Source organism: Synechococcus sp. CB0205, from assembly GCF_000179255.1.
In the GTDB taxonomy this organism is placed as follows: Bacteria; Cyanobacteriota; Cyanobacteriia; order PCC-6307; family Cyanobiaceae; genus Vulcanococcus.
Genome location: NZ_ADXM01000056.1, coordinates 1 through 22,965, shown reverse-complemented (window position 1 = coordinate 22,965; position 22,965 = coordinate 1). Strand labels below are relative to the sequence as shown.

The following is a 22,965-nucleotide window of genomic DNA, read 5'->3' as shown; positions in this document are numbered from 1 at the left end:
GCAGTCTGTGTCAAGAAGAGTCCACAGCTTGAATTTGCTTCGTAGATTCAAGTCACACGCCCCCCTGCGGCCGATGGTCAACAGTGACGCGATCGAAACGCCGGATCCCCGGCGCGGGGTTCTGGTCGCTTCGTTGCGCAGTCGCTATCAGGCTGCCGTTCGGCACAACGATGCCGATTCCAAGCAGGCTTTGTTCAAGGAGGCTGTGTATCTAGGAATCCAGCCCGAGGAATTCACCGACGACTGCTGAAGTTGCAAGGTTGCCGCCCTGTTGTTCTGTTCAGCCTCTGGGGATTCCAGGGGCATCTGTCGGCGGCCACTCGCATTGCTGCAGCGCAGGGTTTCGATGGTCTTGAAGCGAACCTCAAGCACCTTGCCCTTCGCAATCTGAAGCCAGCTGCCGTTGTTGATGCGATGGGCCAGGCCCGGCAGCAACTGGTGCTGGAGGTGTTCACCGGCGGCGACTACGTGCCGGACCTGAACTGGACCCCGGATCAGCACCTGTACGACCTGGCGGAGCAGCTGAAACGCGCACCCTCTCTGAAGCCATTGAGAGTGACTGTGCTCACCGGCAGTGACAGCTGGCCCTGGCGGGTCCAAGAACACTTCTGGAGCGAGGTGATGGCGTTGATCGCAGATTGTCCGATCCCGGTGAGCTTCGAGACCCACCGCTCCCGCAGCTTCTACAGCCCCTGGGGGATCACTCCTTTCCTTGAGACGTTTCCTGACCTTCGCCTCACCGCTGACCTCAGCCACTGGTGCGTTGTGTCTGAGCGTTTGATGTCACCAGATCTGGCACCCATCCAGGCCATCGCCCCTCGGGTTGATCATGTTCATGCCCGGGTGGGACATGCTCAAGGGCCATCAGTCGGCCATCCGTTTGCGCCGGAGTGGCAACAGGCGCTCGATGCTCACGCGGCGTGCTGGCGCTTGTTTAGGCAGACGCGCTCATCGTTGAGCCGAGGTCCGTTCACGATCACGCCTGAATTCGGGCCTGATGGATACCTGCCGCAGTTGCCTTTCACCGCTCAACCGGTGGCTGATTTGCTCGAGATCAATACCCGCATGGCCCACTGGCTTCGTCAGGACCTTCTGTGGTGATTGAGGGCTGATCCGGCCAATGATCGAGTCCCATCCATACCCCATAGAGCTCCTGCCATTGCAGGATCCTCTGCTCGAGCTGATGGGGAGGGCCAGGGATCAATCCGCTGCTGTAGCCCTTCTGGGCGGATTCAACCAAGCGGCGATCTTCATCCAGAAACAGCAGCATCTCGTCGAGCCACGCTTGGGCGTGATCAGCACACTCAGGAGGACCCATCAGCCAAACGTCCATGACGCAATGGGTTGGCTTGGCCGGTGGTCCAGGAAGAAAGTTGATCAGTGCCATGCGCTGATCAGGCCAAAGCAAGAGGTGACTCCAGGGGCATAACCCAAAGGTGTAGAAGGTGCCCCCCTGCTTGAGGGGAGTGGCCAGCAGGTTGCCGTGGCGGCTCGTGGCATGTCTGTAGTCACGTACCGGTCCCTGCTCTCGATGCAGGGTGGTCGGATGCGCGATGGCTACGTGATAGTCGTCAAGCGTGTTGTCATGAGCGACTTTCCAGTTACAGGCCAGCGGGCTGCTGTGGCGCGCCAATAACTGGCGTGGTGTATGAAAGAGATCGGCTGCTTCCTCAAGCACCAGGTCGAGTTGCTGTTCGAGCGGCACCGGATTTGGCGCGATGGCCACCCAGATCCAGGGGCCGAAGGCGCGGCAGGGGAGTTGGTGCAGAGGCCAGTCATCTCGTTTGAATCCCTCCATGAACTGGGATTCGCGGGCAGCTGCTAACAGCGTTCCGTCCAGGTCGTAGGTCCACCCGTGGTAGGGGCAGATCAGACGCTTGCAGGCTGTCGCCGTGTCCGAGGCGTCGAGGAGGGCAACACCGCGGTGGGGGCAGCGGTTGATAAATGCCTGGGGGTGAGTCTGCCCAGCGGGATGGGTAATCAGGATCGACTTCCCCAGCAGCTCGACCGCCAGAGCTGCTCCGGGGTTGATGGCCTTTCGGGCGGCCAGAGGGTGCCAGCAGCGATTGGCGTACTGACGGCGTTCGCGCTCAGCGACTGCACTGGAGTCGTACAACCAGCCCGGAAGAAATCGGGGCCGGCTCATGCACCCACCGCCGGCTCGAGGCCCCTCAGGCAGTGGGCGAGTTCTTCTCGCATGCTGAGGAATTCGGGCGACACGCGCAGGTGAGCCATCGCCGAGCGGTCGAGATCAACCGACACGCTGCGAACGATGCGGCCGGGTGAGGGGGCCATGATGTGGACCGTGCCGGCCAGGAGAAGAGCTTCCTCCAAGTCGTGGGTAATCAGCAGAGCGGTGAGCCCTGTCCGGCGCCACAGATCATGCAGAAATTCCTGCATGGATTCACGAATCTGGATGTCGAGAGCGCCGAAGGGTTCGTCAAGGAGCAGAACTTTCGGTTCGGCGGCAAGAGCCCTAGCGATGGCAATCCGTTGCTGCATCCCACCGGAGAGTTCCTGGGGCAAGCGCCTTGCCGCATCACCGAGACCCACCACATCCAAAAAATAGGAGCATCGTTCACGGACCTCTCGCTTCGGCCTCCCCTGTAGCTGCATACCGAAGGCCACATTCTGAGCGGCGGTGAGCCAGGGATAGAGGCTGTATTTCTGGAACACCATGCCCCGATCTGGGCCTGGCTTTTCGATCTTGCTTCCATCCATTGAGATGGTGCCTGAGCTTGGCTGATCCAGTCCTGCGATCAAGCGCATCACCGTGGATTTGCCGGAGCCTGAGCTGCCGACCAGGGCAACAAACTCGCCCGAGTGGATGTCGAAGCTCACATCACTGAGCACTTCCTTGCGCTGGGCCCCATAGCCAAAGCTTTTGTAAACCTTGTCGATCTTTAGATGCATGGCAAGGGTCCGATCAGTTGGCCCAGGAACAGGCCCGGCGCATAAGAGCGCGGAAGCCCAAATCAATGACGAGGCCAATCAGGCCGATCACAATCAGACCCATAAAAATTTCATCTGTTCTAAGAAACCTCTGGGCCAGGCTGATGCGTTTTCCCAGGCCTTCTGTTGCTGCAACAAGCTCTGCAACGATTACTAGATTCCAAGCTGAGGCCATGTTGATTCGGTATGCATCCAGGACCTGAGGTGCGATGAAAGGGGCAACCACACGGGTGAGGATTGGCATGGTGCGGCCGCCGAGCGTCATCGCTGTTTCCACCAGTTCGCGTGGTACGAACTTGACCGAGTCCATGATCATCAACGTATTGAAAAAGAAGGTGCCGATGAATATCAACAGAACCTTGGGTAGTTCATCAAGGCCAAAGTAAATAATTAATAGAGGGATGAATGCTGGTGCCGGCATGTAGCGGATAAGGCCCATGAGTGGTTCCAGCAGTCGGCAGATCACCGGGTTGGTTCCCATCAGGATGCCCAGTGGGAGTGCCAGTCCGGCTGACATGGCAAAGCCGATGAACACCCTCTGAATACTGGCGATGGCATCCTTTAACAGGATCCCGCTCGACCATTGTTGTTGGCCTGCGCTCCAGACCGCCTGGGGCGAAGGCAGAAACAGTTTGTTCACGCTTCCGCTGGCTGTGATTGCGTACCAAAGCAGCAGCACAACCATGATCCCCGTGAGCCCAAGGGCCCAAGGGTGTCGAATCAGGCGTTGGAGCACAGACACGATGCAAATCCCAGCGCTTACTTGGCGTTATCCACGAATGTGGAATTCAACAAGGTGCTTAGATCTGGCTTTTTGGTGGCTAGGCCCACCTCCACCAGGAAATTGCTGATCTGCTCTGCTGCGTAGGGCAGCGAGGTCATCGTGTTGCCTGGCTTGAAGTTGGTCTGGTTTTCGCTCAGGCTTTGGATCGTTGTCCCGGCGTCGTACTCCTTGAATTCCTGCTCAGAGACCCCAGAGCGCTGCACCAGGATCGGTAAGGTTGTCGCAGGATCATCTTTCATCAGCTTCAAGGTGGCGAACCATGCATTCACAACCTCTTGAATGGCCTCGGGATTCTTCTCAACGAACTCACGCCGGCACACCAGCAAATCACTAATGGCCCCTGGGTGTTCGCGGGAGGTGGTGAGCGCCTTACTGCCGGTACGTTTGAGTGCCTGTGTCGTGAACGGTGCGTAAACGCCTGCTGCGTCCACCTGACCAGCTGCGAACGCTGCAGCTGCGGCGCCTGTTTCGAGGGGTACGAAGGTGATATCAGATGGCTTTAATCCACCATCCTTCAACACCTTTAACAGTAGGTAGTGGTCAACAGTTCCTTCTTCGGCCGCAACCTTCTTGCCTTTGAGATCAGCGACTGCGTTGATGCCATCTGCAACAACGATCTGATCATTGCCAGTGGAGTAGTCGTTCTGGAGAACCACCTGCAAATCAGCACCGCCAGCAATCGAGCTGATCGTGTCGTTCAGGGTCTGGCTATTGCAATCGAGCTGGCCAGCGTTGAGAGCATTGATGCTGTCGAGGTAGCCATCAAACCACTGCATCTTGGCCTGTGAAGCTACACCTGTGAACAGGCCTTTGGCTTCCGTGACTGCCCAGGGAAACCAGCCGGGCCAGGCGCTGTAGCCGATTCGAATGGCCGTGCTGTTGCTGGCTGGGTTCTGGCAGGCCGTCAAAAGACCTGCACCAAGAGAGGTGATCAACGCCAGCAGCGCTGCGCGACGGCGGGTGGTTGTGTGAGAAGGCGTTTGTTTGGTCATTGTTTGGATTGTTGGGTTGTGCCAGCAGGTGTTGCTTAGAAGAACTCCAGATAGCGTTTGTGCTCCCAATCGGAAACGGCTGAGTGGTAAGCCTCCCACTCCTCTGTTTTGTAAGCCACATACGCATCAAACATGGCATCACCGAATACGGTTCTGGAGAGTGGATCTGCCGCGAACGCATCAATCGCTTCGCCTAGAGTTCTAGGGAGATTCTTGATTCCTCGTTCGTCCCTTTGTTGAGGCGTGAGGGTGTACGCATTGACAAGATTGGCTGGGCCGGGATCCAACCGTTCTCGGATGCCTTGCAAGCCTGCAGCGAGCATCAATGCTGCGCCTAGATACGGGTTGCAAGAGATGTCTGCTGCGCGGCATTCCACCCTTCCACCTGCTGAAGGAATCCTCAGCATGTTGGTTCTGTTGTTGTTGCCGTAGCAGATAAAAACCGGTGCCCACGTAAATCCCGACATGCTCCCCTGCGCCACAAGGCGCTTGTAGCTGTTCACGGTGGGGGCAATCACGGCACAGATGGCTGCTGCATGCCGCAGGACGCCGGCCATGAAGTGGTGAGCGATTTCACTCACCTGACCAGGCGCCTTGTCATCTGTTTCAAACAGATTTCTACCGGTGTCTAGATCCGCTAGAGACATGTTGAAGTGCGCCCCACTGCCGGTGCGGTCGGCGAAGGGTTTGGGCATGAAGGTGGCGATCAGCCCATGTTTGTGGGCGATCTCCTTTGCCATCAGTTTGAAGAACGTCAGCCGATCAGCCATCGTGACAACATCGGCATAGTCGAAGTCAATCTCAAACTGACCAGGTCCATCCTCGTGGTCGAAGGAGTAGACACCCCAGCCGAGCTGATTCATCGCACTCACCAGCTCATCGAGCCATGGCAAATTGTCCAGGAGGCTGCGAACGTCATAGGCAGGTTTGTCGAGCGTGTCACGCGTACTGAGGGGTACGGCTCGGCCCTGTTCATCACGGCGCAGTACAAAGAATTCGGTTTCAACCCCGAGGTTGAACTGCAGGCCCATTGCCGCAGCCTCACGCTGAACACGATTCAGGATGTTCCGGCTGCAGGCTTCAAACGGTTGGCCACGAAGATGCAGATCACTGGCCATCCACACCAGCTCTGGATGCCAGGGGAGGACTGTGGCGCTTGCGGGGTCTGGAACCGCTGCCACTTCGTCATCGCTCACGTCCTGTGGCACGCCATCGAGGGCAGCGCCTGTGAACAGTTCAGATCCCTGAAGCATGGGCCCCAAGTGGCTGAGTGGTACGGCTTTGGCTTTGCAGATCCCATGCAGATCCACGTAGCTCGCCAGTGCGTAGCGCACCCCTTGCTGGCTGAATTCTCTGGCTAGCGCTTGCGCTGCATCGCTGTTGTGACCACTCATGCCCTCACCAGGGTTTGGCTGATGGGCCCAACCACCTGGTGACGCTGCGCGTGAAGCCACTGATGCCAGCTCTCCAGCCCATCGCCACGACTGGCCGAGACCCGGTGGATGGCACAGCGAGGGTTGACGGCACGGATGTTCGCTTCGATCGCCTCGATCTGAACCGGGAGGTACGGCAGCAGATCTGTTTTGGTGATCAGCACGCAGTCCGCTTCGCGGAACATCACCGGGTACTTCAAGGGTTTGTCCTCACCCTCGGTGACACTCAGCAGTGCAACCTTGCGGTGCTCTCCAACTTCGAACTCTGCCGGGCAGACCAGATTGCCGACGTTCTCAACCCAGAGCACATCCAGACTTGAGGGGTGCAGACGTTGTCGCAGCAGTTTCAGGCCACCGCTCACCATCGCCGCATCGAGATGGCAGGCCCGACCGGTTGTGATGGGCACCACGGGAATTCCCACGGCCTCAAGGCGGTCGGCATCGAGTTGGGTGGTCATATCGCCTTCCAGAACAGCCATCTTGAGCTGGTTTGAAAGGCACGCCAGGGTGCGTTCCAATAGGGATGTTTTGCCGGCACCTGGGCTGCTCATCACATTGAGACAGAGCAGCTTCCAGGCATCGAAATGCTCGCGGTTGTGTTCAGCTTGATGTTGGTTGGCGGCCAGGAGATTGAGACCCAGAGTGTCTTCGAGGGGCATGTGCATCGGTTCAGGCCACGCTGGCGGTGGTGAGAAGGTGTTCAGATGTGGTGTTGTTGGGCTCGCTGAGGGTGTAGTCCACAGAGCGAATACGAAGCTCCCGGCCGCTCACGATCTCCTCCATCGGGTGGTGGCAGCAGGGTGAGCGATAGGCCTGGTTGGAGTCTGGTGAATAGGTGCTTTCGCATTTCACGCAGCGACCCACCAGCGGTACGGTCTCGATCACCAGTTGAGCGCCATGCAACCAGCTCTGATGAACTGCTGCGGCCCAGGTTGTGACCAGTTGATCGGGTTCGACACAGGTAAAATCACCCACTTGCAGGTGGACTTTGCTGACCTTGGGCTGCTCAGGTTGATGTTGCTCTCGCCATTCATTCATCGACAGCACGAGGCATTTGGTCATATCAACTTCATGCATGCCTCACCTCCACTTCTGGTCGACGTTCATGTTGCACTCATCGCTGATCCACTCAGGCTTCTGCTTGCGTGGCAGTTGTCCGCTGACAACCAGATGGGCCATGGTGTCGCAGATCACGCGACAGGCCATTAGTGACGTCATATCGCTGATGTCATAGGGGGGAGAAACCTCCACTAGCTCCAATCCACAGACTGGGACCTGACGCACAATCAGTTCAAGCAATTTCAGTGCTTCTCTCGGCAATAGCCCGCCTGGTTCGGGCCAACCTGTGCCTGGAACGAAACCGGCATCGATGCAGTCGATATCGAATGAGATGTACACGCAATCGGTACCGTCTGTGGCTCGATCGATTGCGAATTGGGCGGCCGCTTCGAGCCCCATTTCGCAAATATCCGTCACGGTGAGCACATTGGTGCCCCGTTCGCGGCATATCTTCACCCCTTCGCGAGGCACCTGCCAGCCGCCGATCCCCAGTTGCACCAGGTTCTTGGCTGGTGCATTGGCCATGTTGGTTGCATGGAACCAGGGGCAAGTATGCATCCTCTCATCCAGATCGATTTCCTGTGTATCGACATGGCGATCAAAATGGATGATGCCAACCTTCTTGTCGCCCAGATGCCGGCAAACGCCACGCACTGTGGGGAAACCGATTGAGTGATCGCCACCCAGAATGATTGGGAAAGCGCCACTGGCAAAAATGTGAGCGATGCCTTTGGAAATCTGATCGAAGCTCTTTTCGTTGTTCGCGGGAATGGTGAAGATGTCGCCCACATCACAGAGTTTGATCTGCTCTCTGAGGTCCACGCCCATCTCGTAGTTGTATGGGGTGTAAAGAGCTGAGATTCGTCGGATCCCCTGTGGGCCAAATCGTGTTCCAGGCCGGTACGTCGTCCCGCTGTCATGCGGTACTCCAACGATCGCTACATCGAATTCGCCAACTCTGTTGACGTCTTCGATGTAGGGAGCCTTCATGAAGGTGTTAATCCCTGCGTAATGGGGCAGCTCACCTCTTGAAAACGTGGAAATCCTTCGGTCCACGATGCTTTCAGCCGCTTCCAAGCCGAAGCGATGGGCTTGGTCAACTTCCTGCTGCCAGCCTGTGAGCGGCAGGGCTCTTTCTTTCTCTAGCGCCCTTTGGCCTTCCGTGTCTTGTTTGCCTGCCTGCGGCCGATCAAAGGCGCCAGAGGCGTCCGACGTTGTGTTCATGATTCGGGAGAGCGTGGAGTGGCTGCGGTCTCCCGGGCTTTTATCCCTCCGTGTGCCGGCCGTGGCCGGTGGAGAACTCTTGGACCAGACACCCTGAAAAAGGCCGGAACCCTAGAACTCCTTATCCGCAGTTCAATGGTTCGGCAGAGCCTCAGATTCATCGGTGGTCGTCGTTACCGATTCGAGCTCGCTCTGCGTGGTGTTTAGTGGTAATGGTGGTGGTTCTGCTCAACAGAGCCCTGCTTCTGAGCGCTCTGTTGCTCTGTCTGCCCATGGTCAGGATGTGCTTGGGCTGGAATTGCTCCAAGCAGGCAGGTGCCAAGACCCAGGCTCATGGCGAGCAGGAGGGAATGCATTGCAATTTCACGCCGTGTGAATTGACTGAGTGACGGCGTGAGTGGAACGTATCGATCCAGTGGCCTGTTGCTGGTAGCGCTTGCCACCAAACCGTTCAAACCATCCGCTCAGGCCGCACCCATCGGTCGAACTCCTCGGCGCTGATCTCGCCGAGGACCAGCGCGGCTTCCTTGAGGCTCAGACCGTGCTTATGGGCATGTTTGGCAATGCCGCTGGCGCGGTCGTAGCCGATGGCGGGGGTCAGGGCCGTCACAAGCATCAGGCTCTGATTCAGAAGCCGCTCGATTCGCTGTTCATTGGCCTTGAGGCCCTCGATGCAGTGCTCGCGGAAGCTGGTGCAGCCGCCCGCCAGCAGCTCGATGCTCTCGAGCACGTTGTGGGCGATCAGGGGCTTGAAGACATTCAGCTCAAAGTTGCCCTGGCTGGCGCCGATTTGAACGGCGGTGTTGTTGCCCATTACCTGGGCCGCCACCATCGTCAGGCTCTCGCACTGGGTGGGGTTGACCTTGCCCGGCATGATCGAGCTGCCCGGCTCGTTTTCCGGCAGGACCAGTTCTCCTAGGCCGCAGCGTGGGCCGCTGCCGAGCCAGCGGATGTCATTGGCGATCTTCATCAACGACCCCGCCAGCACCGTCAGGGCGCCATGGCTTAAGGCCAGGGCCTCATGGCCCGCCAAGGCCTGGAACTTGTTGGGGGCGCTGCTGAAGGCGGTTCCAAGCCGCTCCGTGAGCCGCGCCGCGACCGCCTCGCCAAAGCCCTTCGGGGCATTGAGGCCGGTGCCCACGGCGGTGCCACCGATGGCAAGCTCTCGCACCCGCGGCAGGCTCTGGCGGATGGCTTCAATCGCCAGCTGCAGCTGGGCGACGTAGCCGCTGAATTCCTGGCCCAGGCTCAGGGGCACCGCATCTTGCAGATGGGTGCGGCCGATCTTGACCAGATCGGCGTAGGCCGTGGCCTTGGCCTGCAGGGCTGCCGCCAGGCCCTCAACCGCGGGCAGGAGCCGTTGCTCCAGTTCGATCACCACGGCGATGTGCATCGCCGCCGGGAAGGTGTCGTTGCTCGATTGGCTCAGGTTGACGTGGTCGTTGGGGTGCACTGGGCTCTTGCTTCCCAGTTCACCGCCGAGGGCCTCGATCGCCTTGTTGGCGATGACCTCGTTGGCGTTCATGTTGCTCTGGGTGCCCGAGCCGGTCTGCCAGACCTTCAGCGGGAACTCCTGATCCAGATCTCCGGCGGCCACCTTCTCGGCGGCGGACACGATGGCGCCGCAGAGGTCCGCATCCAGCTTGCCGAGATCGCGATTCGCCTCAGCGCAGGCCGCCTTGAGCTGACCAAAGGCATGCACGATCGCAAGGGGCATGCGCTGGCCGAAGGGGAAGTTCCCTATTGAGCGCTGGGTCTGGGCGCCCCAGTAGTGCTCCGCGGGAACGGCGATGACCCCGAGGCTGTCGGTCTCTTGGCGCTGACTCATGGGGCGGCGACGATTTCGCTGTTGAGTTCGTTGACCTCGCGGTTGAGGCTGAGCTTCGTATCACCCTGGGGACGGAGCCCGGTGATGCCGCTCAGCGCTTCGTTGATGGCGTCGATGCTCACGGGCCCGCTTTCATCGAGGACCACCTTGCCCTCGCGGTCGAGCACCACGACCTGGGGGATTTGGCCCTTCCAGTAGCTGGCGGGGTCAATGGCGCCGTGGGTCTCCCGGTTCTGCAGGGGGTCGGTCTGCAGCAGGATCAACTCAGCGCTGCGGCCCCAGAGGCGCTGCAGTTCGTTGAAGACGACGGCGTACTGCTTGCTGGCGGCGCTGTCATCGAGGAAGAAGCCCAGGATGATCACCCGGTGCTCCTCCAAGGCCTGCGAGAGGGTGCTTCGCGGCGGCACCAGGGAGCCGTTGCCCGCGTAGAGCGCGTAGATATTGCCGTCGTAGCTGTTGGTGTCCCGCGCGGCCTGGCTTGGTGCGGCGAGGCCCAGCACCAGAACCAAGCAGAGGGCCAGCGCTGCAAGGGGCTTCAGCAGCCGGGCCAGGGTGCGGGGCATCAACGCAGGGAAAGCTGCGGCCATTCTGGCCTTCAGCAGGTCAGGAACCGCGGCCGATGCTGCGGCCCATGCCCTGGAGGATTCCGCGGCCGACCAGGCCAATGGCCCGACCAATCACCTGGGTCAGCAGCACCACCACCAGATCCCCGAGTCGCCTGAACAGGGCCTGGACCTGGGGGGCAAGGGCATCGCGACCCTCCAGCACGAGGGTGATCAGTTGCTGGCCCCAGCTGAGCTGCTGCAACTCCCGGTCCCGGGGTTCCATGTGCTCGATCGGAACGATGGCGCCTTGCTTGAGTCCATAGAGCAAGCGGCGGCTTTCGTAGAGCTGGACGGGCCTCTCAAACAGGCTGTCCCAGCGTTGCTGGGAGTTCAGCTGGTTGCGCAGTCGCTCCAGGTTCCGTGTGGGCAGGAGATCACTGCGCAGGAGGTAGCGGCGCAGATCAGGCCAGGTGCTGCAGCTGGCGAGGATTTCGGCGCTGATCAGTTCCGCCGTGCGAATCAGCCAGTTGCTGATCAGTGCCTCCAGGTGGAGCAGCGCCTGGGGTTCATCGGGGGCCAACAGGCGGCCGTCCACCAGGATCGGTTGGGCGCAGACCAGGGCCGCGAGCATCGGCAGAGCAGCCGGCAGTTCTGGATCCACCGCGGTGAGGTCACTGGCCTCACTCAGGCTCTGGGCGACGGGAAGCAGGCCCCCCTCAAGCGGTAGTTGGACGTATTCACCGGCCATGGCCCGCATGGAGAGGCGACGCAATTCCGGTTGCTGCCCAAGCCAACGCTCTTCCAGAGCCACACCGCGCAGCTGCTCGTGGCGGAAGCGGGTGATCAGGAGATCGAACTGGGCCAGCAGGGCGAGCAGCAGATCGCGGCGGTGGTCTGTGTTCAGTCCCTCCAGGGCCATCAGCTGACCGCTTTGGTTGCTGAGACCGGTGGAGGCGGCCGTGATCAACCGCTCTTGGATGGCCTCCCAGACACCGATGGCGGTGCGCTCCCGCAGGGTGATGCCAACGACGGCCTGAGGCTCCGGGCGCTGCAGCGGCGCCTCAGACGGGAAGGCCATGCTGATGGGCCCCCAGAGCCAAAGCAGCAGCCGTTTGGCCAGGGCCAGTTCCCGGAGCCGACCCGCTAACAGGAGGGCATTCAGGCCCACCGGCTGGAGGTCGAGCCAGCGGCGGCAGCGCAGCGCCTCCGCTTCGATTTGAGCCAGGCCACTGCGCAGCAGCCACTGGCCAAGGCCCAGGGCCTCCCGGCTCTGCTCGGGTTGGTCGATCCCGCGCAGTGGCCGCAGTTCCACCACCCGTCCGCCCGTCAGCAGGGTGTCAACGGCGGCGCGGATCTCCTGGGGCTCCGCCTGTTGCAGCAGACCTTCAGCCGGCAACTGCAGCAGCCAGCTGCTGGGTAGGTCGGATTCCGCCGGTAGGAGCAGCAGCAGCGGCGCCGGTTGCCAGCGATCGCGTAGCTGGGCGAGTTCCCGCTCCAGCGTGGCCGCAGGCATGCCAGCACTGATGCTCCAGATCACCAGGGCGATGGCTCCCTTGTCTGGGTCGCTGGCTGCTTTGAGCTGGAACGACTCCTCCAGCAACCGCTCCAGGCCCGCCTGAATCAGGGGCTCCGCCAGGATCAGGATCGGAGGTGCGTCCTTCGCCTCGGGCACGGATCAGGGTTGAGCCTTGTTGGCGTTCAAGTTAACGGGGATTGACGCAGTTTCCAGTGCTGCTCAAGGCTCTGGCGCACTTAGCGCCGCCGTCCGCTGAGATTGAGCGTGTAGCTCTCAATCCGATAGCCGGTTTGCTCTTCAATGCGATCGAGCAGATCGGCGGGTAATTCCACATCCAGATCCTGGATGGCACCGGACTCGAGGCAGGTGATGTGGCTGTGGGGATCGCTGCGGTAGCCGTAGAGCCGTCCATTGGCGCGATCAAGACACTCGATCACCCCTGCGCTTTGGAGCGCTTCAAGGTTTTGGTAGACGGAGGTATGGCCGATGTTGCGGCCCTTGGCGTTGAGCCGCTCAAAGATGTCGCGGGCACTGAGGTGATCCCGCTCGTCCCAGAGCAGCTCGAGCACCATCCGACGCTGGCGTGAGAGCCGCATTCCCAGGTCTTTGCAGCGGGAATAGGCGAGATCCACCCCGTGGGTCCCGCCGGCCGATGCGTTGTTGGGTGCTGAGGAAGCAGCCACGACCCAAATAGGTCTCTTACACCGTTATAGAACCCGTAGGCGGATTGAGTGCGTCTTGGAGCCGCTCTGGACCGATTGCCTGCAGGGCTTCGGCGAGATCCACCGTGCCGTCATAGAGCGCGCGGCCGACGATGACGCCGCTCACCCCCAGGGGTGCAATGGAGAGCAGCGAGAGAATGTCCTCGAGGGTGCCGATCCCGCCCGAGGCAATCACTGGGATGCTGCTGGCCTCGGCCATGGCGCGCAGGGCGTCGATGTTCGGCCCGGCCAAGGTCCCATCGGTGGCGATGTCGGTGCTGATGATCGCGGCGACGCCGCTGCCATCAAAACTCTTGGCCAATTCGGTGGCTTGGACGGTGCTGGTTTCGATCCAGCCACGGGTGGCCACTAGGCCGTCTTTGGCATCGATTCCCACCACGACCTTGCCCGGGTGACGGCTGGCGAGTTCTTTGACCAGCTCAGGCTTTTCGATCGCCACGGTGCCGAGGATTACCCGATCGAGGCCGCACTGCAGCAGTTCCTCGGCCCGCTCGGCACTGCGGACACCGCCGCCCAACTGGACGGGAATCGAGAGGGCTGAGGTGATGGCCTTGACCGCCTGGTCATTGACCGGTTGACCGGTTTTGGCCCCATCGAGATCGACCAGGTGCAGCCGTTGCGCCCCCTGCCGCTGCCAATCGAGGGCCTGCGCCACCGGGTCATCGTTGAAGCGGGTGACCTGGCCGTAATCACCCTGATGCAGCCGAACGCAATGGCCATCCAGCAGGTCGATGGCGGGGATGATCTGCATGGAGGCCGGTCGGCTCAAGGACTGCCAGCCAGGCTGCCAGAGGCTGCGATCCCGCAGTTGCACCAGCGGTACCTCGAGGCGGAACGCCCGATTCAGTACGGCTTCAAGCGCCAGTCGTCGCTCCTTCCCCTTGCCGGACTCCCCGAGAACACGAAAGTGGCGATAGCCCCGCGTCTGACCAAGGACGTTGGCCTGGGCGGTCCACTGCTGCGGCCACTTCATCCCTGGCAGAGCTGCAGGGCCAGGCCGTAGGGGGCGTTGTCTGCAGGATCCTGGATTCCCAGTTCCTGGCGCCACTGGTTGATGGGTTTCTCCCAGCCTTCCTCCCAGCGGGCGATGGCCAGGCACTGGGCCTGGTGAGCGATGGCCGAGCCATGGGCGGCGGCGGCGCTGATGCTTTCGAACTCCTCGAGCTTGAAGCGGAAGTTCGCCAGTTGGCTGGCGCTGGTGAGCAGGACATAGGCGGGAAAGCCGATCTGCGCCGCCGTGATCGCCAGCACCCCTGTCTCCCCTGCCCGTTCGGTGCCAAAGCCGCTGATGACGTGGTGGATGTCGTGGGTGGTCGCAATACGTTGCGTCAGCCATTGGCCGTCGCTCTCGATCGGCCTGGGCCGAAAGAATTCCGGGTCGTAGCCCAGCTGGCGAATCAAGCGGGCGTACTCCCGTCCCAGGCTTCCGGCCGGCAGCGCTTCGAGCGCCTCGATCTGTGGTTGCAGCGGCGGGTAGCGGCCGTCCATCAGTGCGGCCCCTCCGGGAAGTGCGCGGAAGCGCCTGATGCAGTCCTCCATCTGGGGGCTGCCAAGGAAGTTGTCCACCAGATCGGCGATGTTGCTCAGCTCACCGCCACTGCGGCCCACGGCGGCCAGCAACTTGAGGTTGTTGAGGGAGCGCAGAACCTCGTTGAAGCGGCCCATGGCCTCTGCCCGTCAGAACCCTCAGTTTGCAGAGGGCTTCAAGGACGTGCCCAGCGTTTTGAATGGTCAGACCTGTGGGCTGCTGCGATGAAGATCCTGGTGATGGGCGGAACCCGTTTTGTGGGACGTCCCCTGGTGCAACAGCTTCAGGACGCGGGCCATGCACTCACCCTGTTCACCCGCGGCAAGAACCCAGTTCCCGCTGGCGTTGAGCACCTCTGTGGCGACCGCAGTACGGCTGAGGGCCTATCGGCTCTGGCCGGTCGTCAATTTGATGTGATCGTCGATAGTTCTGGCCGCACCGTGACGGACAGCCGCTCGGTTGTGGAGGTGACAGGGGCCCCGAGCCATCGCTTTGTCTACGTCAGCTCCGCCGGTGTCTATGCGGACAGCGCCCTCTGGCCCCTGACGGAGAACTCCCCGACCGATCCCGAGAGTCGTCACAGCGGCAAGCTCGACACCGAGGCCTGGCTGACGGCCGAGAAGATCCCCTTCACCAGCTTCCGGCCCACCTACATCGTTGGTGCGGGCAACTACAACCCTGTCGAGAGCTGGTTCTTCGATCGGATCGTCCATGGCCGTCCAGTGCCCCTTCCCGGCGACGGCAGCACGATCACCCAGTTGGGCCATGTCAACGACCTCGCCACGGCGATGGCCCTGAGCATTGGCGTCGATGCCGCAGCAAATCGGATCTACAACTGCTCGAGTGCCCAGGGCATCAGCTTCCGCGGTCTGGTGGCGGCGGCCGCGCGTGCGTGCGGCAAGGATCCTGCCTCCGTTGAGATCCGCAGCTTTGACCCCAGCAGTCTGGACAAAAAGGCCCGCAAGGCCTTCCCCCTGCGGATGGCCCATTTCCTGACCGATATCCATCGGGTCCAGCGCGAGCTGGCCTGGACACCCCAGTACGACGTCGAGCGCTCCCTCGCTGACAGCTACAGCAACGACTACGCCAAGCGGATGCCCACCAGCCCTGATTTCAGCTCCGACGATCAGCTGCTGGCTCTGTGATGTAGCCCCAGGCTGAGCTCAGGGCCAGCGCCAGGGAGGGCCAGAACAACCAGAAACCCAACAGCTGGAGCGGGGCTGCTCCCCCACCGGGCCAGAGCAGCAGTAAGAGGGCGGCGAATTGAAGGATGGTTTTGGCCTTGCCGCCCCAGGAGGCAGGTCCTCCGCTGCCTTGCCCAGCGCGCCAGCCGGAGATCAGCAGTTCACGGGCGAGCAGGAGCCAGATCGCCCAGAGGGGCAGGGAACCTGCAGCGCCTAGCCAGAGCAGGGGCGCCAGGATCAGGATCTTGTCGGTGAGTGGGTCCAGACGGGCCCCCCAGACCGAGCCGCCCCCGGCGCGTCTGGCCAGCCAGCCGTCGGCGGCATCGCTGAGGCCCCCGAGCAGCAGCAACCACCAGGCCAACCAGCCGTTGCCCTGCACCAGCGCCAGGATCAGGGGCAGACCGATGACGGCGCGGGCGATGGTCAGGCCATCGGCAAGCTGCCGGCTGAGGCTGGAGTTCGGCATGGCTTTCCGACCAAGCGTTGCGGTTCATTCTTCCGCCTGACGGAGCGGCCACAATGACGGCATCCGCAGCGCAGTCATGGTCGTTGAACGCCGGGTCTCCGAAGTGATGACCACGCCCATTCGCAGCGTTGGTCGCGAGACGCCCCTCCAGAACGCGGTGCAGGTGATGAGCGATCACCACATCAGTGGTCTGCCCGTCGTGGATGCCGCCGGTGCGCTGGTGGGCGAGCTGACCGAGCAGGACCTGATGGTGCGTGAGAGCGGCTTTGATGCCGGCCCTTACGTGATGCTGCTCGACGCCGTGATCTATCTGCGCAACCCGCTGCAGTGGGACAAGCAGGTGCATCAGGTGCTCGGCAACAGCGTTGGCGAGGTGATGAGCCAAGCCCCCCACACCTGCAGTGGCGACACCCTGCTGCCGGAGGCGGCCCGCTTGCTGCATGAAAAGGGCACGCAGCGGCTGTTTGTGCTCGATGAGCAGCGGCGCCCGGTCGGGGTCTTGACCCGAGGCGATGTCGTGCGGGCGTTGGCCTCGGCCTGATCCCTAGAGCGGTGGCGGCGCCAGCACCGGTGGCAGCGGCCGAGGGGGGAGCAGCGGCGGCGGAGTTGGTGCCCCGAAGGGGAAGTCCCCCGGGGGCATCGCTTCAGCAGGGGCGAGTGCATCGGCATCCCCGTTTAAGAACTCAGGCTCCTGGGGCAAGGGCTGACCATCCAGCAGCACCAGGGGTGGCGGTAGGTCGGGGGCTTCAGGCGTGAGTTCGTTCTCGAGCGTGCTGTTGGCTGCGCTCTCCTGAAGTTCCCTGAGGGCTAGGGGATCGGCCGTGATCGGCGGTTCACGCAGCGGCGCGCGCTTGGCGCTGCCCGGCGGTTGGGCCAGGGGTGCGGGCGACCAGATCAGGCGCGCCACCGGCTCGACCCCCTGCTCCATCAGACGGTTCAGCCCGGCGAGGGCGCGGTCGGCCAGCTGCGCACCGAAGCTCTGGCCGCATTGCAGCGGGTTGCTGCAATCCCGCTGCCCCAGGCGCGGCGTGAGGCTGGCCAGCAAATTGCCCCGCAGGGAGATGGCGCGGGAGCTCAGTCGCAGCAGGTAGGGGACGTGGACAAAGCTGGTGGCTCCACCGCTGATCCAGTTCGCATCGGCCTCGGTGAATCCTTTGACCCCTGGAATGATCAGGCGGCTTTTGGAGGCGTGATCGGGCAGGTAGGCCGCCTTGAAACCGCGCTGGCGGGCCAGGCTTTTGGTTTGCTCGAGGGTCAGACCATCGCGGCTCATGAGCACCTCGAGGCGACCATCGCTGCGTAGGCCGATGACCATCCGAATCCGCGGCAGGTAATAGCGGATTTGCTGCCCCATCGAGACGCTGTAGGCGCCGCGGTATTCAGGCGGGGGATCCAGAAGATCGTTGTAGAGGCTGTGCAGTCCACCGATGAAGGTGTCGTACTGAGCGGCCCGCTCGGATGTGAGTTCGCCAAAGCCGAAATCAGCACCGCCGTCGTGGCGAATGCCCACAAAGGCCCGTTGGCGGGCTGCGGTTCGGTTTCGGCCTCTCCAGACCTGATCTCCCAACTTCAGGTCCCCCAGTGGAACCGTGATCTCCCGGCCCAGGCTGTTGACATGCCGCTCGTACATCGGCCCGGAGACGTAGGCCAGGGCGGAGGAGTCGTTGTAGGCGTCCTGCTCCCGGTCCCAGCCCTCGAGCAGATCAATGCGGACCTTGCGCGGGTCGAAGTCGAGGGCGTAGACGTCCTGGTCGGGCAGGTAGCGGAAGGGTTCGGCCTGGCCGCCGACCGCACTCAAGCGTGAGGAACCCGTTCTGGCCGGCTCGCCCTCGGGCAAGGGCGGCGCGATGGCGACAAAAAACGCAAACAGACCGGCTGGAAGCCAAAGGGGGATCCAGCGCTTGCGTCGCCAATGGGGGCGCTTCTGTTTCGTCGGTGGCGCTGAAGCGGTGTCCAGATGAAGGGACCAGAGATCAGCAATCTAGGGACCGCTTAGTTCGCGCCCGGCAGTTTCAGAACCCGGTCTTCGGCAATGACCCAGCGCTGCATCTTCAGTGGAGCTGGATGGCCGCCCGTGAGTTCGCCGAAGGCGGGCAGCAGCAGGCGTTGCTGGCTGAAATCCAAGCCAAAACAGGGCAACCGCAGCCGATCAGAGCCTTGTCCGAGGACCGCCACGGGGTGCACGTGGCCGCAGATGTTGAGCAGCTCAGGCTCCGGAGGCGTCTCCGGTTCGTGGCTCAGCCACCAGGCGCCGCGTTGCAGGGATGGTTGGGCCTGCAGCGAGGGAAAGACGGCGCCGCGATCGTGATTCCCTCCGACCAGGAACAACTCGCACCCCATCAGTTCGGGAAGAGCTGCGAGCTTCTCCTGGAGTTCAGGGGTCAGTCCCAGCTGGCTATGGATCAGGTCCCCGAGGACCAGCACCTGCTGCGGGTGAAGCGAGGCCGTGAGCTCTAGCAGCCGATTGAGATTCCCCTGATCCCCATCGCTGGGCAAGGGGATCCCCTGCGCCTGAAAGCTCTCGGCCTTGCCGAGATGGAGATCGGCAATCAGAAGGACCTGGAGCTCTGGATCCCAGGCGGCCCGTTGGGGCAGCAACTCCAGGCGGCTATTGCCCCAGGTCAGGGTTTCGTTGGAGCTCAACGCTGGCCCATGACCCGTTGGTAGGCCGCCCGTTGTTGGGTCGCGGCAATCGTGGCTTGAACCTGCGGGTAGGGGCTCAGATCAATCTGTGGGAAGAAGATCGGCAGGTAGGCCAGGTAGGCGTTCACGGCGCAATCGGCAACGCCCCAGTCGCCGCCCATCAGGGGACCGCTAGCGAGCTTGCGATCGAGCACTTCCATCAGCCGGGGGAACTCCCGCTCCCGGTTGGACGGGACAAACAGGGCCGTGGCCAGGGTGGCGTTGGCAAAGAGCACCCACTGCTGCGCAAGGCCCCGCTCCGCGGCGGTTTGGCATTCGCCCCCAAAACGTTCCGCTAGATAGAGGAGGATCGCGCCACTCTCAAACAGCTGCAGTCGCCCGCCGGGCAGGCTGGGATCCTCATCCACCAGCGCCGGCACCTTGGCGAAGGGGTTGATGGCGGTGAAGGGCTCTTGGCGGTGTTCCCCGGCCTCCATGTCCAGGAGCTGCCAGGTGTAGGGGATCCCCCGTTCTTCCATGTACCAGCGCGGCATGGAGGCGCGGCTGCGGGCGCCGCCGAACAGGGTGAGGGCCATGGATCAGCTGGAAACCGGCCTGAGCGTAGAAGCTGCAGACAGCGGCGTCGGTTGGTTTTGATCTGATCCGCTCCAGCAACCGTTGCTCAGGACTGGAGCGAATCGCACCTGCCGCGGCTTGCCGAGATAGACCCAGGCCTCGCGACCATCGGTCAGGCGGCGCAGCTCCCGCCGGTAGAGCCGGGGTACTCCCTCGAATCGATCCAGCGCCTGCAGTTCCTGGGCCGTGATGCTGTAGAGCTCACCGCTGATGGGGCGACTGGCCTGGGGATTGCAGATCGCCATCGGGAAGGGCCCAAGGTTGTAGAGCTCCAGACCCCTGAGGAGCGCCGTTCCTTCGAACGCGGCATCGCCCAGAAGGCCATGGGAGCGTTCGCCGCGCTTCAGCGTCCCGTAGACGAACACCAGGCCGACATAATCAGGAGCCCCGTTGGTCCCACCCATGACGATTGCGTTGCTGATTGCCTTGGCTGGTTCCTTGGGTGCGATGGCTTTAATCGTGCGTCGTCTCGAGAAGTCCTGATCGGACGCCCCCTAGATCGCCCAGAACTCAGGGTCACTCTTGCGCTGCCGAGGTACCAACTTCAGGTCGTGATCAGGAAAGAGGTCGCGGCTGAGATGCCAAGCCTGCTCTTGGGTCTCTGCCTGCAGCGGAACCCTCAGGATGCGCTGGGGGAACGTGACGTTTAGCTCGTAAAAGAACATTGGGCGCCACCGTCTCTATTCAGGCGGTAGCTAGGGATTTCGCGGGTGGACTCAAACCCAAAGGTTCTTATCCGAAAGCATTGCTGAAGACGGCTTGAAAATTCGCGTGTCCGTGGATCAATAGGGCCGCTGAGAGGGGTACCACGGCGAGGACCAGGGCCAAAAACAGAGCCGAGAGGGGTCGGTGGTTGTTCATGGGCCGCATTGTCGCGCTCTGTTTGGGTGAGCTGACGCGTGCCGAAAAAGCTGTTCTCTTTTTTGGTCTTTCGCTTAGGAGGGAATGCCTGGATTGAACGGTGCTGATGGATGGGCTGGCTCGGGAGCGACTGGGACGCATCAACCCCAATGTCCTCGCCGATCTGTTGAAGCTCACCCCTGAACAGCGGCGTCAGATGGTTCAGCAGCTGAGCGGACTCGAGGCCAACGGGACGATCCCCGTCGAGGTGGCGATGCGTGCCGCCCAAAGGGCCAAAGACGCTGGCGCTTCCTCAGATCTCGCCTGACGCCCAGCCCCTGAGCCATTGCATGAGCGCTTTACTCGGGGCCTTGAGCTCCTCGATCGATCCATAGAGCCAGTCCTGCCAGCCTTCCTGGGGCAAGCCGCTGAAGACCATCAGATTCAGGGGATAGTCCTCGGAGTCGCTGCAGCGCCGGAAGTCATCGCGGTAAAGAAAAACAGGTTTCCCGAGGGCAATCGCGGCACCGAGTTCCAGGATCACGCCCTCATCGGGAGGCGTGCCGTTGACGATGGCGAGGAGGGCGTCGGCATCACGCACGTCCTGCAGATCCGCCTGGGCGACGCGCCAGGCCCAGCCCGGCTGCGCGAGATCCACCTGACCATTTCGCGTGAACGGCTCCCAGACCTCGATCCCTAGCTGCTCAAGGGCCCCGACAAAGTCAGGCAGCAAGCGCGAGCGCCAATGGGCCGAGAAGCCGTAGGGCGAGGCCAGATAGAGGGTTGGTTTAGCCATGGGAGCGTGAGGCGCGGTACTGCTGTTCATCGGCCCTGGCGGCTGCTGCGTTCTCCCAGGGGAAGAGCACCCATTCGCTCGAGTCGTTCACCTCGAGGGCGGTCCACCACTGCGGTTCCACCTTGCTGATCCAGACCAAGGTGGTGATGTCCGTGCGGCTTCGGAAGGGCTCAACAGTGCGCCCGGTTTCATAGATGTCGTCGACCACCAGGCAACCCGCCTCTGGCTGATCCAGTAGCGGTAGGCCCAGGCGATGGCTCAGGCAGACCGCCAGGACCAGTCCACCGCGCGGAACCCCGTAGACCCCCGTCCAAGACGACGACTCAAACTTCTCCAGCGTGGCGTCTAGGGCCCGGTCAAGGTCAGCCCAGCTGAGGGTGCGCATGCGGCTGTGTCTGGTCCCCTGAGCATGAGCCATAGCCCACTGAGATGGGCTGCGGCACGGCCAATCGAGAGAACGGCCAGGCCGATGCAGAGGGGGCAGTGCGTGAGGCTCATCCGCTCAGCTTGCAGGGTTTGCGACCGTCGGTTCTGATTCCCGCTGAATCTTCATGCCAGCCGCTACAAGGGAAGGACGATGGATGGGGCCCGATGCGCCTGCTGCTGTTGTTGGCGCTGCTCCTGGTGGGGTGCCAGAGCGGAGATGACGGTCCTGATCTGGTGGTGAAGACCAGCTCCGGTCAACGTCTGTTGGTGGAGGAGGGCAGCGTTCAACTGGAGGACCGACGCATTGCGCAGCGGGTGAATCTCGAGTCGTTAAAGGCCGAGATCGCCTGGGCCAAGAAAAACGTCGACTTCAATGAACGCGACGGCATCCCCGTTGACTTCTGGCAGAAGGACCTGGAGGGGGACCAGGCGCGTCTGGCTGCCGCTGAGGCACTGATCCAGAGCGAGAAGGAGCACGGCGTGCTCTACCGCGTGGCCCGCTTCGCTCCAATCGTGGAGGGTCCCAACGGGGCGCGTCGGACACTCCCGGTGGTGACGGCCTATTGCGTGCGCGACTCGATCCCTGGGGTGGCCGAGAACCTGGCGCAGTTCAAGATCAGCCAAGGACAACTGAACTCCCAGGACCCCCGAGAGGTGCTGGTGGCCAAGATCTGCCGACGCTGGACGACGACGCCATAAAAAAGACCCCCGATTCAAGGGGGCCTGTTCTCTTCTCTGCGTGGGGGCATCGAAGCGTCACGCCCAGAGCTGCACCATCGGTGAGAACACCTACTCTCGATCGCCGCGGGACTTTGTCGTGACGGTGGCGGCCCAGGAGAAACGCGAGCAGAAGCGTCAGGGCAGGGCCGGTTCAGGTTGGTTGCGCTCGGCCTGCGGCAGCAAGGTGGTTCGGATCACCACGATCGACCCGACGGCCCACGCCCAGTGGTGTGAGGTGGTCAATGCCGACTTGGCCAGCGATGGCCAGATCCAGGCGTTTCACAACAGCCGAATGCTCCGCTACAACGCGGTGCGCCTCTGGCAGAACCTGCTGCGACAGGGATGGACTCAGGTGCCAGCCCAGTGGTGATCAGGCCGGGACGAAGCGCTGTTTGAGCCCCTTCCACCAACGCACCAGCAGCGACCACCACTGGCCAAACCCGCTCTGGGCGGCCGAAGGGCGGGCCATGGCGGCGGCGCAGGGGCTGGGGCTCACTGGTTCAAAGCCATCGCAAGAGGAGAGGGCCTCGGCTTGGATCTGCTGCTCAAGGGTGTGCCGAGCGGCTGATCGATTGCGTGACACCGACATGCGCATCTTCGCGAACCAGCCTTGTTATTGCGCCAGCCCAGCCCTGGGGCAATGAGTTCTGATGCTCATCCTGCTCAAGCTGTGTCAGGCCCGGCTGCCGTTG

General features: G+C 62.1%; 30 protein-coding genes, 1 pseudogene and 1 riboswitch. Of the genes and pseudogenes, 7 read left to right on the top strand and 24 right to left on the bottom strand.

Annotated elements, in window-relative coordinates:
• Window positions 1-73: 73 nt before the first annotated feature.
• Window positions 74-250 (top strand): hypothetical protein, encoded by a 177-nt coding sequence (locus CB0205_RS16405; RefSeq protein ID WP_010317413.1) that lies wholly within the window; start codon window positions 74-76, stop codon window positions 248-250.
• Window positions 251-252: 2 nt separating this feature from the next.
• A complete protein-coding gene (locus CB0205_RS0111250; protein WP_010317412.1) occupies window positions 253-1,101 on the top strand; it encodes a sugar phosphate isomerase/epimerase in 849 nt (282 codons plus the stop codon).
• Here CB0205_RS0111250 and CB0205_RS0111245 read toward each other — a convergent pair.
• The 15 genes and pseudogenes from CB0205_RS0111245 to CB0205_RS0111175 form a co-directional block, all read right to left on the bottom strand.
• The gene (locus tag CB0205_RS0111245) at window positions 1,055-2,146 is read right to left on the bottom strand and encodes an aromatic ring-hydroxylating dioxygenase subunit alpha (RefSeq protein ID WP_010317411.1); all 1,092 of its coding nucleotides are present in this window, start codon (window positions 2,144-2,146) and stop codon (window positions 1,055-1,057) included. The genes CB0205_RS0111250 and CB0205_RS0111245 overlap by 47 nt on opposite strands.
• Complete coding sequence (locus CB0205_RS0111240; RefSeq protein WP_010317410.1) at window positions 2,143-2,913, bottom strand: ABC transporter ATP-binding protein; 771 nt, start codon at window positions 2,911-2,913, stop codon at window positions 2,143-2,145. Before CB0205_RS0111240 ends, CB0205_RS0111245 begins: the two co-directional genes overlap by 4 nt.
• Window positions 2,914-2,926: 13 nt before the next feature.
• Entirely contained in the window at window positions 2,927-3,637 is a 711-nt protein-coding gene (locus CB0205_RS0111235) for an ABC transporter permease (protein WP_083797939.1), read from the bottom strand.
• Window positions 3,638-3,711: 74 nt separating this feature from the next.
• Window positions 3,712-4,728 carry an ABC transporter substrate-binding protein gene (locus tag CB0205_RS0111230; protein WP_029626340.1) on the bottom strand — a complete coding sequence of 339 codons (1,017 nt, stop codon included), beginning with the start codon at window positions 4,726-4,728 and terminating at the stop codon, window positions 3,712-3,714.
• A 35-nt stretch (window positions 4,729-4,763) separates the two neighbouring features.
• The gene (glnT, locus tag CB0205_RS0111225; RefSeq protein WP_010317406.1) at window positions 4,764-6,122 is read right to left on the bottom strand and encodes a type III glutamate--ammonia ligase; all 1,359 of its coding nucleotides are present in this window, start codon (window positions 6,120-6,122) and stop codon (window positions 4,764-4,766) included.
• A complete protein-coding gene (gene hypB, locus CB0205_RS14760) occupies window positions 6,119-6,826 on the bottom strand; it encodes a hydrogenase nickel incorporation protein HypB (RefSeq protein ID WP_010317405.1) in 708 nt (235 codons plus the stop codon). Before hypB ends, glnT begins: the two co-directional genes overlap by 4 nt.
• A 4-nt stretch (window positions 6,827-6,830) precedes the next feature.
• On the bottom strand, window positions 6,831-7,238 hold the full coding sequence (locus CB0205_RS0111215; protein ID WP_029626339.1) for a hydrogenase maturation nickel metallochaperone HypA: 408 nt from the start codon (window positions 7,236-7,238) through the stop codon (window positions 6,831-6,833).
• A 3-nt stretch (window positions 7,239-7,241) separates the two neighbouring features.
• Window positions 7,242-8,444, bottom strand: a complete 1,203-nt coding sequence (speB, locus tag CB0205_RS0111210; protein ID WP_010317403.1) for an agmatinase — start codon at window positions 8,442-8,444, stop codon at window positions 7,242-7,244.
• Window positions 8,445-8,471: 27 nt separating this feature from the next.
• Window positions 8,472-8,570: riboswitch (guanidine-I (ykkC/yxkD leader) on the bottom strand.
• A 325-nt stretch (window positions 8,571-8,895) separates the two neighbouring features.
• Entirely contained in the window at window positions 8,896-10,272 is a 1,377-nt protein-coding gene (gene fumC, locus CB0205_RS0111200) for a class II fumarate hydratase (protein WP_010317401.1), read from the bottom strand.
• Window positions 10,269-10,835 (bottom strand): thylakoid membrane photosystem I accumulation factor, encoded by a 567-nt coding sequence (locus CB0205_RS0111195; protein WP_010317400.1) that lies wholly within the window; start codon window positions 10,833-10,835, stop codon window positions 10,269-10,271. The genes fumC and CB0205_RS0111195 overlap by 4 nt, the downstream gene beginning before the upstream one ends.
• A 40-nt stretch (window positions 10,836-10,875) precedes the next feature.
• Window positions 10,876-12,489, bottom strand: coding sequence for a DUF3685 domain-containing protein (locus CB0205_RS0111190; RefSeq protein WP_010317399.1), 1,614 nt, complete (start codon window positions 12,487-12,489; stop codon window positions 10,876-10,878).
• Window positions 12,490-12,569: 80 nt separating this feature from the next.
• Window positions 12,570-12,929 carry a transcriptional repressor gene (locus tag CB0205_RS0111185; RefSeq protein ID WP_083797938.1) on the bottom strand — a complete coding sequence of 120 codons (360 nt, stop codon included), beginning with the start codon at window positions 12,927-12,929 and terminating at the stop codon, window positions 12,570-12,572.
• Between the two features lie 103 nt (window positions 12,930-13,032).
• Window positions 13,033-13,806: a 1-(5-phosphoribosyl)-5-[(5-phosphoribosylamino)methylideneamino]imidazole-4-carboxamide isomerase gene (hisA, locus tag CB0205_RS0111180; RefSeq protein WP_029626338.1), complete on the bottom strand. Its 774-nt coding sequence runs from the start codon at window positions 13,804-13,806 to the stop codon at window positions 13,033-13,035.
• A 33-nt stretch (window positions 13,807-13,839) separates the two neighbouring features.
• Window positions 13,840-14,028, bottom strand: a pseudogene (locus CB0205_RS16555) (TIGR02450 family Trp-rich protein); the annotation flags it as partial.
• The gene (locus CB0205_RS0111175) at window positions 14,025-14,720 is read right to left on the bottom strand and encodes a Coq4 family protein (RefSeq protein WP_010317394.1); all 696 of its coding nucleotides are present in this window, start codon (window positions 14,718-14,720) and stop codon (window positions 14,025-14,027) included. The pseudogene CB0205_RS16555 and the gene CB0205_RS0111175, both read right to left, overlap by 4 nt.
• Window positions 14,721-14,807: 87 nt before the next feature.
• On the opposite strand from CB0205_RS0111175, the gene CB0205_RS0111165 reads away from it, so the two are divergent.
• Window positions 14,808-15,728: an NAD-dependent epimerase/dehydratase family protein gene (locus CB0205_RS0111165; protein ID WP_010317390.1), complete on the top strand. Its 921-nt coding sequence runs from the start codon at window positions 14,808-14,810 to the stop codon at window positions 15,726-15,728.
• Here CB0205_RS0111165 and CB0205_RS0111160 read toward each other — a convergent pair.
• Complete coding sequence (locus CB0205_RS0111160) at window positions 15,697-16,233, bottom strand: CDP-alcohol phosphatidyltransferase family protein (protein ID WP_010317387.1); 537 nt, start codon at window positions 16,231-16,233, stop codon at window positions 15,697-15,699. The two genes, CB0205_RS0111165 and CB0205_RS0111160, sit on opposite strands and share 32 nt — an antisense overlap.
• A gap of 76 nt (window positions 16,234-16,309) precedes the next feature.
• Here CB0205_RS0111160 and CB0205_RS0111155 point away from each other — a divergent pair, with 76 nt between their 5' ends.
• Window positions 16,310-16,774 (top strand): CBS domain-containing protein, encoded by a 465-nt coding sequence (locus tag CB0205_RS0111155; protein WP_010317385.1) that lies wholly within the window; start codon window positions 16,310-16,312, stop codon window positions 16,772-16,774.
• A 3-nt stretch (window positions 16,775-16,777) separates the two neighbouring features.
• Here CB0205_RS0111155 and CB0205_RS14755 read toward each other — a convergent pair whose 3' ends face one another.
• The 5 genes from CB0205_RS14755 to CB0205_RS16400 form a co-directional block, all read right to left on the bottom strand.
• The gene (locus CB0205_RS14755; RefSeq protein WP_010317383.1) at window positions 16,778-18,031 is read right to left on the bottom strand and encodes a hypothetical protein; all 1,254 of its coding nucleotides are present in this window, start codon (window positions 18,029-18,031) and stop codon (window positions 16,778-16,780) included.
• Window positions 18,032-18,225: 194 nt separating this feature from the next.
• Window positions 18,226-18,876: a ligase-associated DNA damage response endonuclease PdeM gene (gene pdeM, locus CB0205_RS0111145; RefSeq protein WP_010317381.1), complete on the bottom strand. Its 651-nt coding sequence runs from the start codon at window positions 18,874-18,876 to the stop codon at window positions 18,226-18,228.
• On the bottom strand, window positions 18,873-19,451 hold the full coding sequence (locus CB0205_RS0111140; protein WP_010317379.1) for a glutathione S-transferase family protein: 579 nt from the start codon (window positions 19,449-19,451) through the stop codon (window positions 18,873-18,875). Before CB0205_RS0111140 ends, pdeM begins: the two co-directional genes overlap by 4 nt.
• A 3-nt stretch (window positions 19,452-19,454) precedes the next feature.
• Window positions 19,455-19,895, bottom strand: a complete 441-nt coding sequence (locus tag CB0205_RS15095) for a gamma-glutamylcyclotransferase (protein ID WP_010317378.1) — start codon at window positions 19,893-19,895, stop codon at window positions 19,455-19,457.
• A gap of 90 nt (window positions 19,896-19,985) precedes the next feature.
• Entirely contained in the window at window positions 19,986-20,156 is a 171-nt protein-coding gene (locus CB0205_RS16400) for a hypothetical protein (RefSeq protein WP_010317376.1), read from the bottom strand.
• A 302-nt stretch (window positions 20,157-20,458) separates the two neighbouring features.
• Between CB0205_RS16400 and CB0205_RS0111115 the strand changes: the two genes are divergently transcribed.
• Window positions 20,459-20,659 carry a hypothetical protein gene (locus tag CB0205_RS0111115; RefSeq protein WP_010317371.1) on the top strand — a complete coding sequence of 67 codons (201 nt, stop codon included), beginning with the start codon at window positions 20,459-20,461 and terminating at the stop codon, window positions 20,657-20,659.
• Here the strand turns inward: CB0205_RS0111115 and CB0205_RS0111110 are convergent.
• Both CB0205_RS0111110 and CB0205_RS0111105 read right to left on the bottom strand, forming a co-directional pair.
• Entirely contained in the window at window positions 20,645-21,127 is a 483-nt protein-coding gene (locus tag CB0205_RS0111110) for a nucleoside 2-deoxyribosyltransferase (protein WP_010317369.1), read from the bottom strand. The genes CB0205_RS0111115 and CB0205_RS0111110 overlap by 15 nt on opposite strands.
• Window positions 21,120-21,512, bottom strand: coding sequence for a phosphoribosyltransferase (locus CB0205_RS0111105; protein WP_010317367.1), 393 nt, complete (start codon window positions 21,510-21,512; stop codon window positions 21,120-21,122). The genes CB0205_RS0111110 and CB0205_RS0111105 overlap by 8 nt, the downstream gene beginning before the upstream one ends.
• 206 nt (window positions 21,513-21,718) lie before the next feature.
• On the opposite strand from CB0205_RS0111105, the gene CB0205_RS0111100 reads away from it, so the two are divergent.
• Both CB0205_RS0111100 and CB0205_RS0111095 read left to right on the top strand, forming a co-directional pair.
• Entirely contained in the window at window positions 21,719-22,252 is a 534-nt protein-coding gene (locus CB0205_RS0111100; protein ID WP_156797947.1) for a hypothetical protein, read from the top strand.
• 40 nt (window positions 22,253-22,292) lie between these two features.
• The gene (locus CB0205_RS0111095) at window positions 22,293-22,643 is read left to right on the top strand and encodes a DUF1651 domain-containing protein (protein WP_010317363.1); all 351 of its coding nucleotides are present in this window, start codon (window positions 22,293-22,295) and stop codon (window positions 22,641-22,643) included.
• Here CB0205_RS0111095 and CB0205_RS0111090 read toward each other — a convergent pair whose 3' ends face one another.
• A complete protein-coding gene (locus CB0205_RS0111090; RefSeq protein WP_198001934.1) occupies window positions 22,644-22,868 on the bottom strand; it encodes a hypothetical protein in 225 nt (74 codons plus the stop codon).
• Window positions 22,869-22,965: the final 97 nt, after the last annotated feature.

Coding starts and splice junctions, on each gene's coding strand:
- CB0205_RS0111245 (WP_010317411.1), bottom strand. CDS start 2,146: ATGAGCCGGCCCCGATTTCTTCCGGGCTGGTTGTACGACTCCAGTGCA.
- CB0205_RS15095 (WP_010317378.1), bottom strand. CDS start 19,895: ATGGGTGGGACCAACGGGGCTCCTGATTATGTCGGCCTGGTGTTCGTC.
- CB0205_RS0111115 (WP_010317371.1), top strand. CDS start 20,459: ATGGATGGGCTGGCTCGGGAGCGACTGGGACGCATCAACCCCAATGTC.
- CB0205_RS0111100 (WP_156797947.1), top strand. CDS start 21,719: ATGCGCCTGCTGCTGTTGTTGGCGCTGCTCCTGGTGGGGTGCCAGAGC.
- CB0205_RS0111160 (WP_010317387.1), bottom strand. CDS start 16,233: ATGCCGAACTCCAGCCTCAGCCGGCAGCTTGCCGATGGCCTGACCATC.
- CB0205_RS0111155 (WP_010317385.1), top strand. CDS start 16,310: ATGGTCGTTGAACGCCGGGTCTCCGAAGTGATGACCACGCCCATTCGC.
- CB0205_RS0111235 (WP_083797939.1), bottom strand. CDS start 3,637: ATGGTTGTGCTGCTGCTTTGGTACGCAATCACAGCCAGCGGAAGCGTG.
- CB0205_RS0111195 (WP_010317400.1), bottom strand. CDS start 10,835: ATGCCCCGCACCCTGGCCCGGCTGCTGAAGCCCCTTGCAGCGCTGGCC.
- fumC (WP_010317401.1), bottom strand. CDS start 10,272: ATGAGTCAGCGCCAAGAGACCGACAGCCTCGGGGTCATCGCCGTTCCC.
- CB0205_RS0111175 (WP_010317394.1), bottom strand. CDS start 14,720: ATGGGCCGCTTCAACGAGGTTCTGCGCTCCCTCAACAACCTCAAGTTG.
- glnT (WP_010317406.1), bottom strand. CDS start 6,122: ATGAGTGGTCACAACAGCGATGCAGCGCAAGCGCTAGCCAGAGAATTC.
- CB0205_RS0111185 (WP_083797938.1), bottom strand. CDS start 12,929: ATGCGGCTCTCACGCCAGCGTCGGATGGTGCTCGAGCTGCTCTGGGAC.
- CB0205_RS0111110 (WP_010317369.1), bottom strand. CDS start 21,127: ATGGCTAAACCAACCCTCTATCTGGCCTCGCCCTACGGCTTCTCGGCC.
- CB0205_RS0111230 (WP_029626340.1), bottom strand. CDS start 4,728: ATGACCAAACAAACGCCTTCTCACACAACCACCCGCCGTCGCGCAGCG.
- CB0205_RS16400 (WP_010317376.1), bottom strand. CDS start 20,156: ATGTTCTTTTACGAGCTAAACGTCACGTTCCCCCAGCGCATCCTGAGG.
- CB0205_RS16405 (WP_010317413.1), top strand. CDS start 74: ATGGTCAACAGTGACGCGATCGAAACGCCGGATCCCCGGCGCGGGGTT.
- CB0205_RS0111140 (WP_010317379.1), bottom strand. CDS start 19,451: ATGGCCCTCACCCTGTTCGGCGGCGCCCGCAGCCGCGCCTCCATGCCG.
- CB0205_RS0111215 (WP_029626339.1), bottom strand. CDS start 7,238: ATGCATGAAGTTGATATGACCAAATGCCTCGTGCTGTCGATGAATGAA.
- CB0205_RS0111090 (WP_198001934.1), bottom strand. CDS start 22,868: ATGCGCATGTCGGTGTCACGCAATCGATCAGCCGCTCGGCACACCCTT.
- CB0205_RS0111105 (WP_010317367.1), bottom strand. CDS start 21,512: ATGCGCACCCTCAGCTGGGCTGACCTTGACCGGGCCCTAGACGCCACG.
- hisA (WP_029626338.1), bottom strand. CDS start 13,806: ATGCAGATCATCCCCGCCATCGACCTGCTGGATGGCCATTGCGTTCGG.
- CB0205_RS0111165 (WP_010317390.1), top strand. CDS start 14,808: ATGAAGATCCTGGTGATGGGCGGAACCCGTTTTGTGGGACGTCCCCTG.
- speB (WP_010317403.1), bottom strand. CDS start 8,444: ATGAACACAACGTCGGACGCCTCTGGCGCCTTTGATCGGCCGCAGGCA.
- CB0205_RS0111240 (WP_010317410.1), bottom strand. CDS start 2,913: ATGCATCTAAAGATCGACAAGGTTTACAAAAGCTTTGGCTATGGGGCC.
- hypB (WP_010317405.1), bottom strand. CDS start 6,826: ATGCACATGCCCCTCGAAGACACTCTGGGTCTCAATCTCCTGGCCGCC.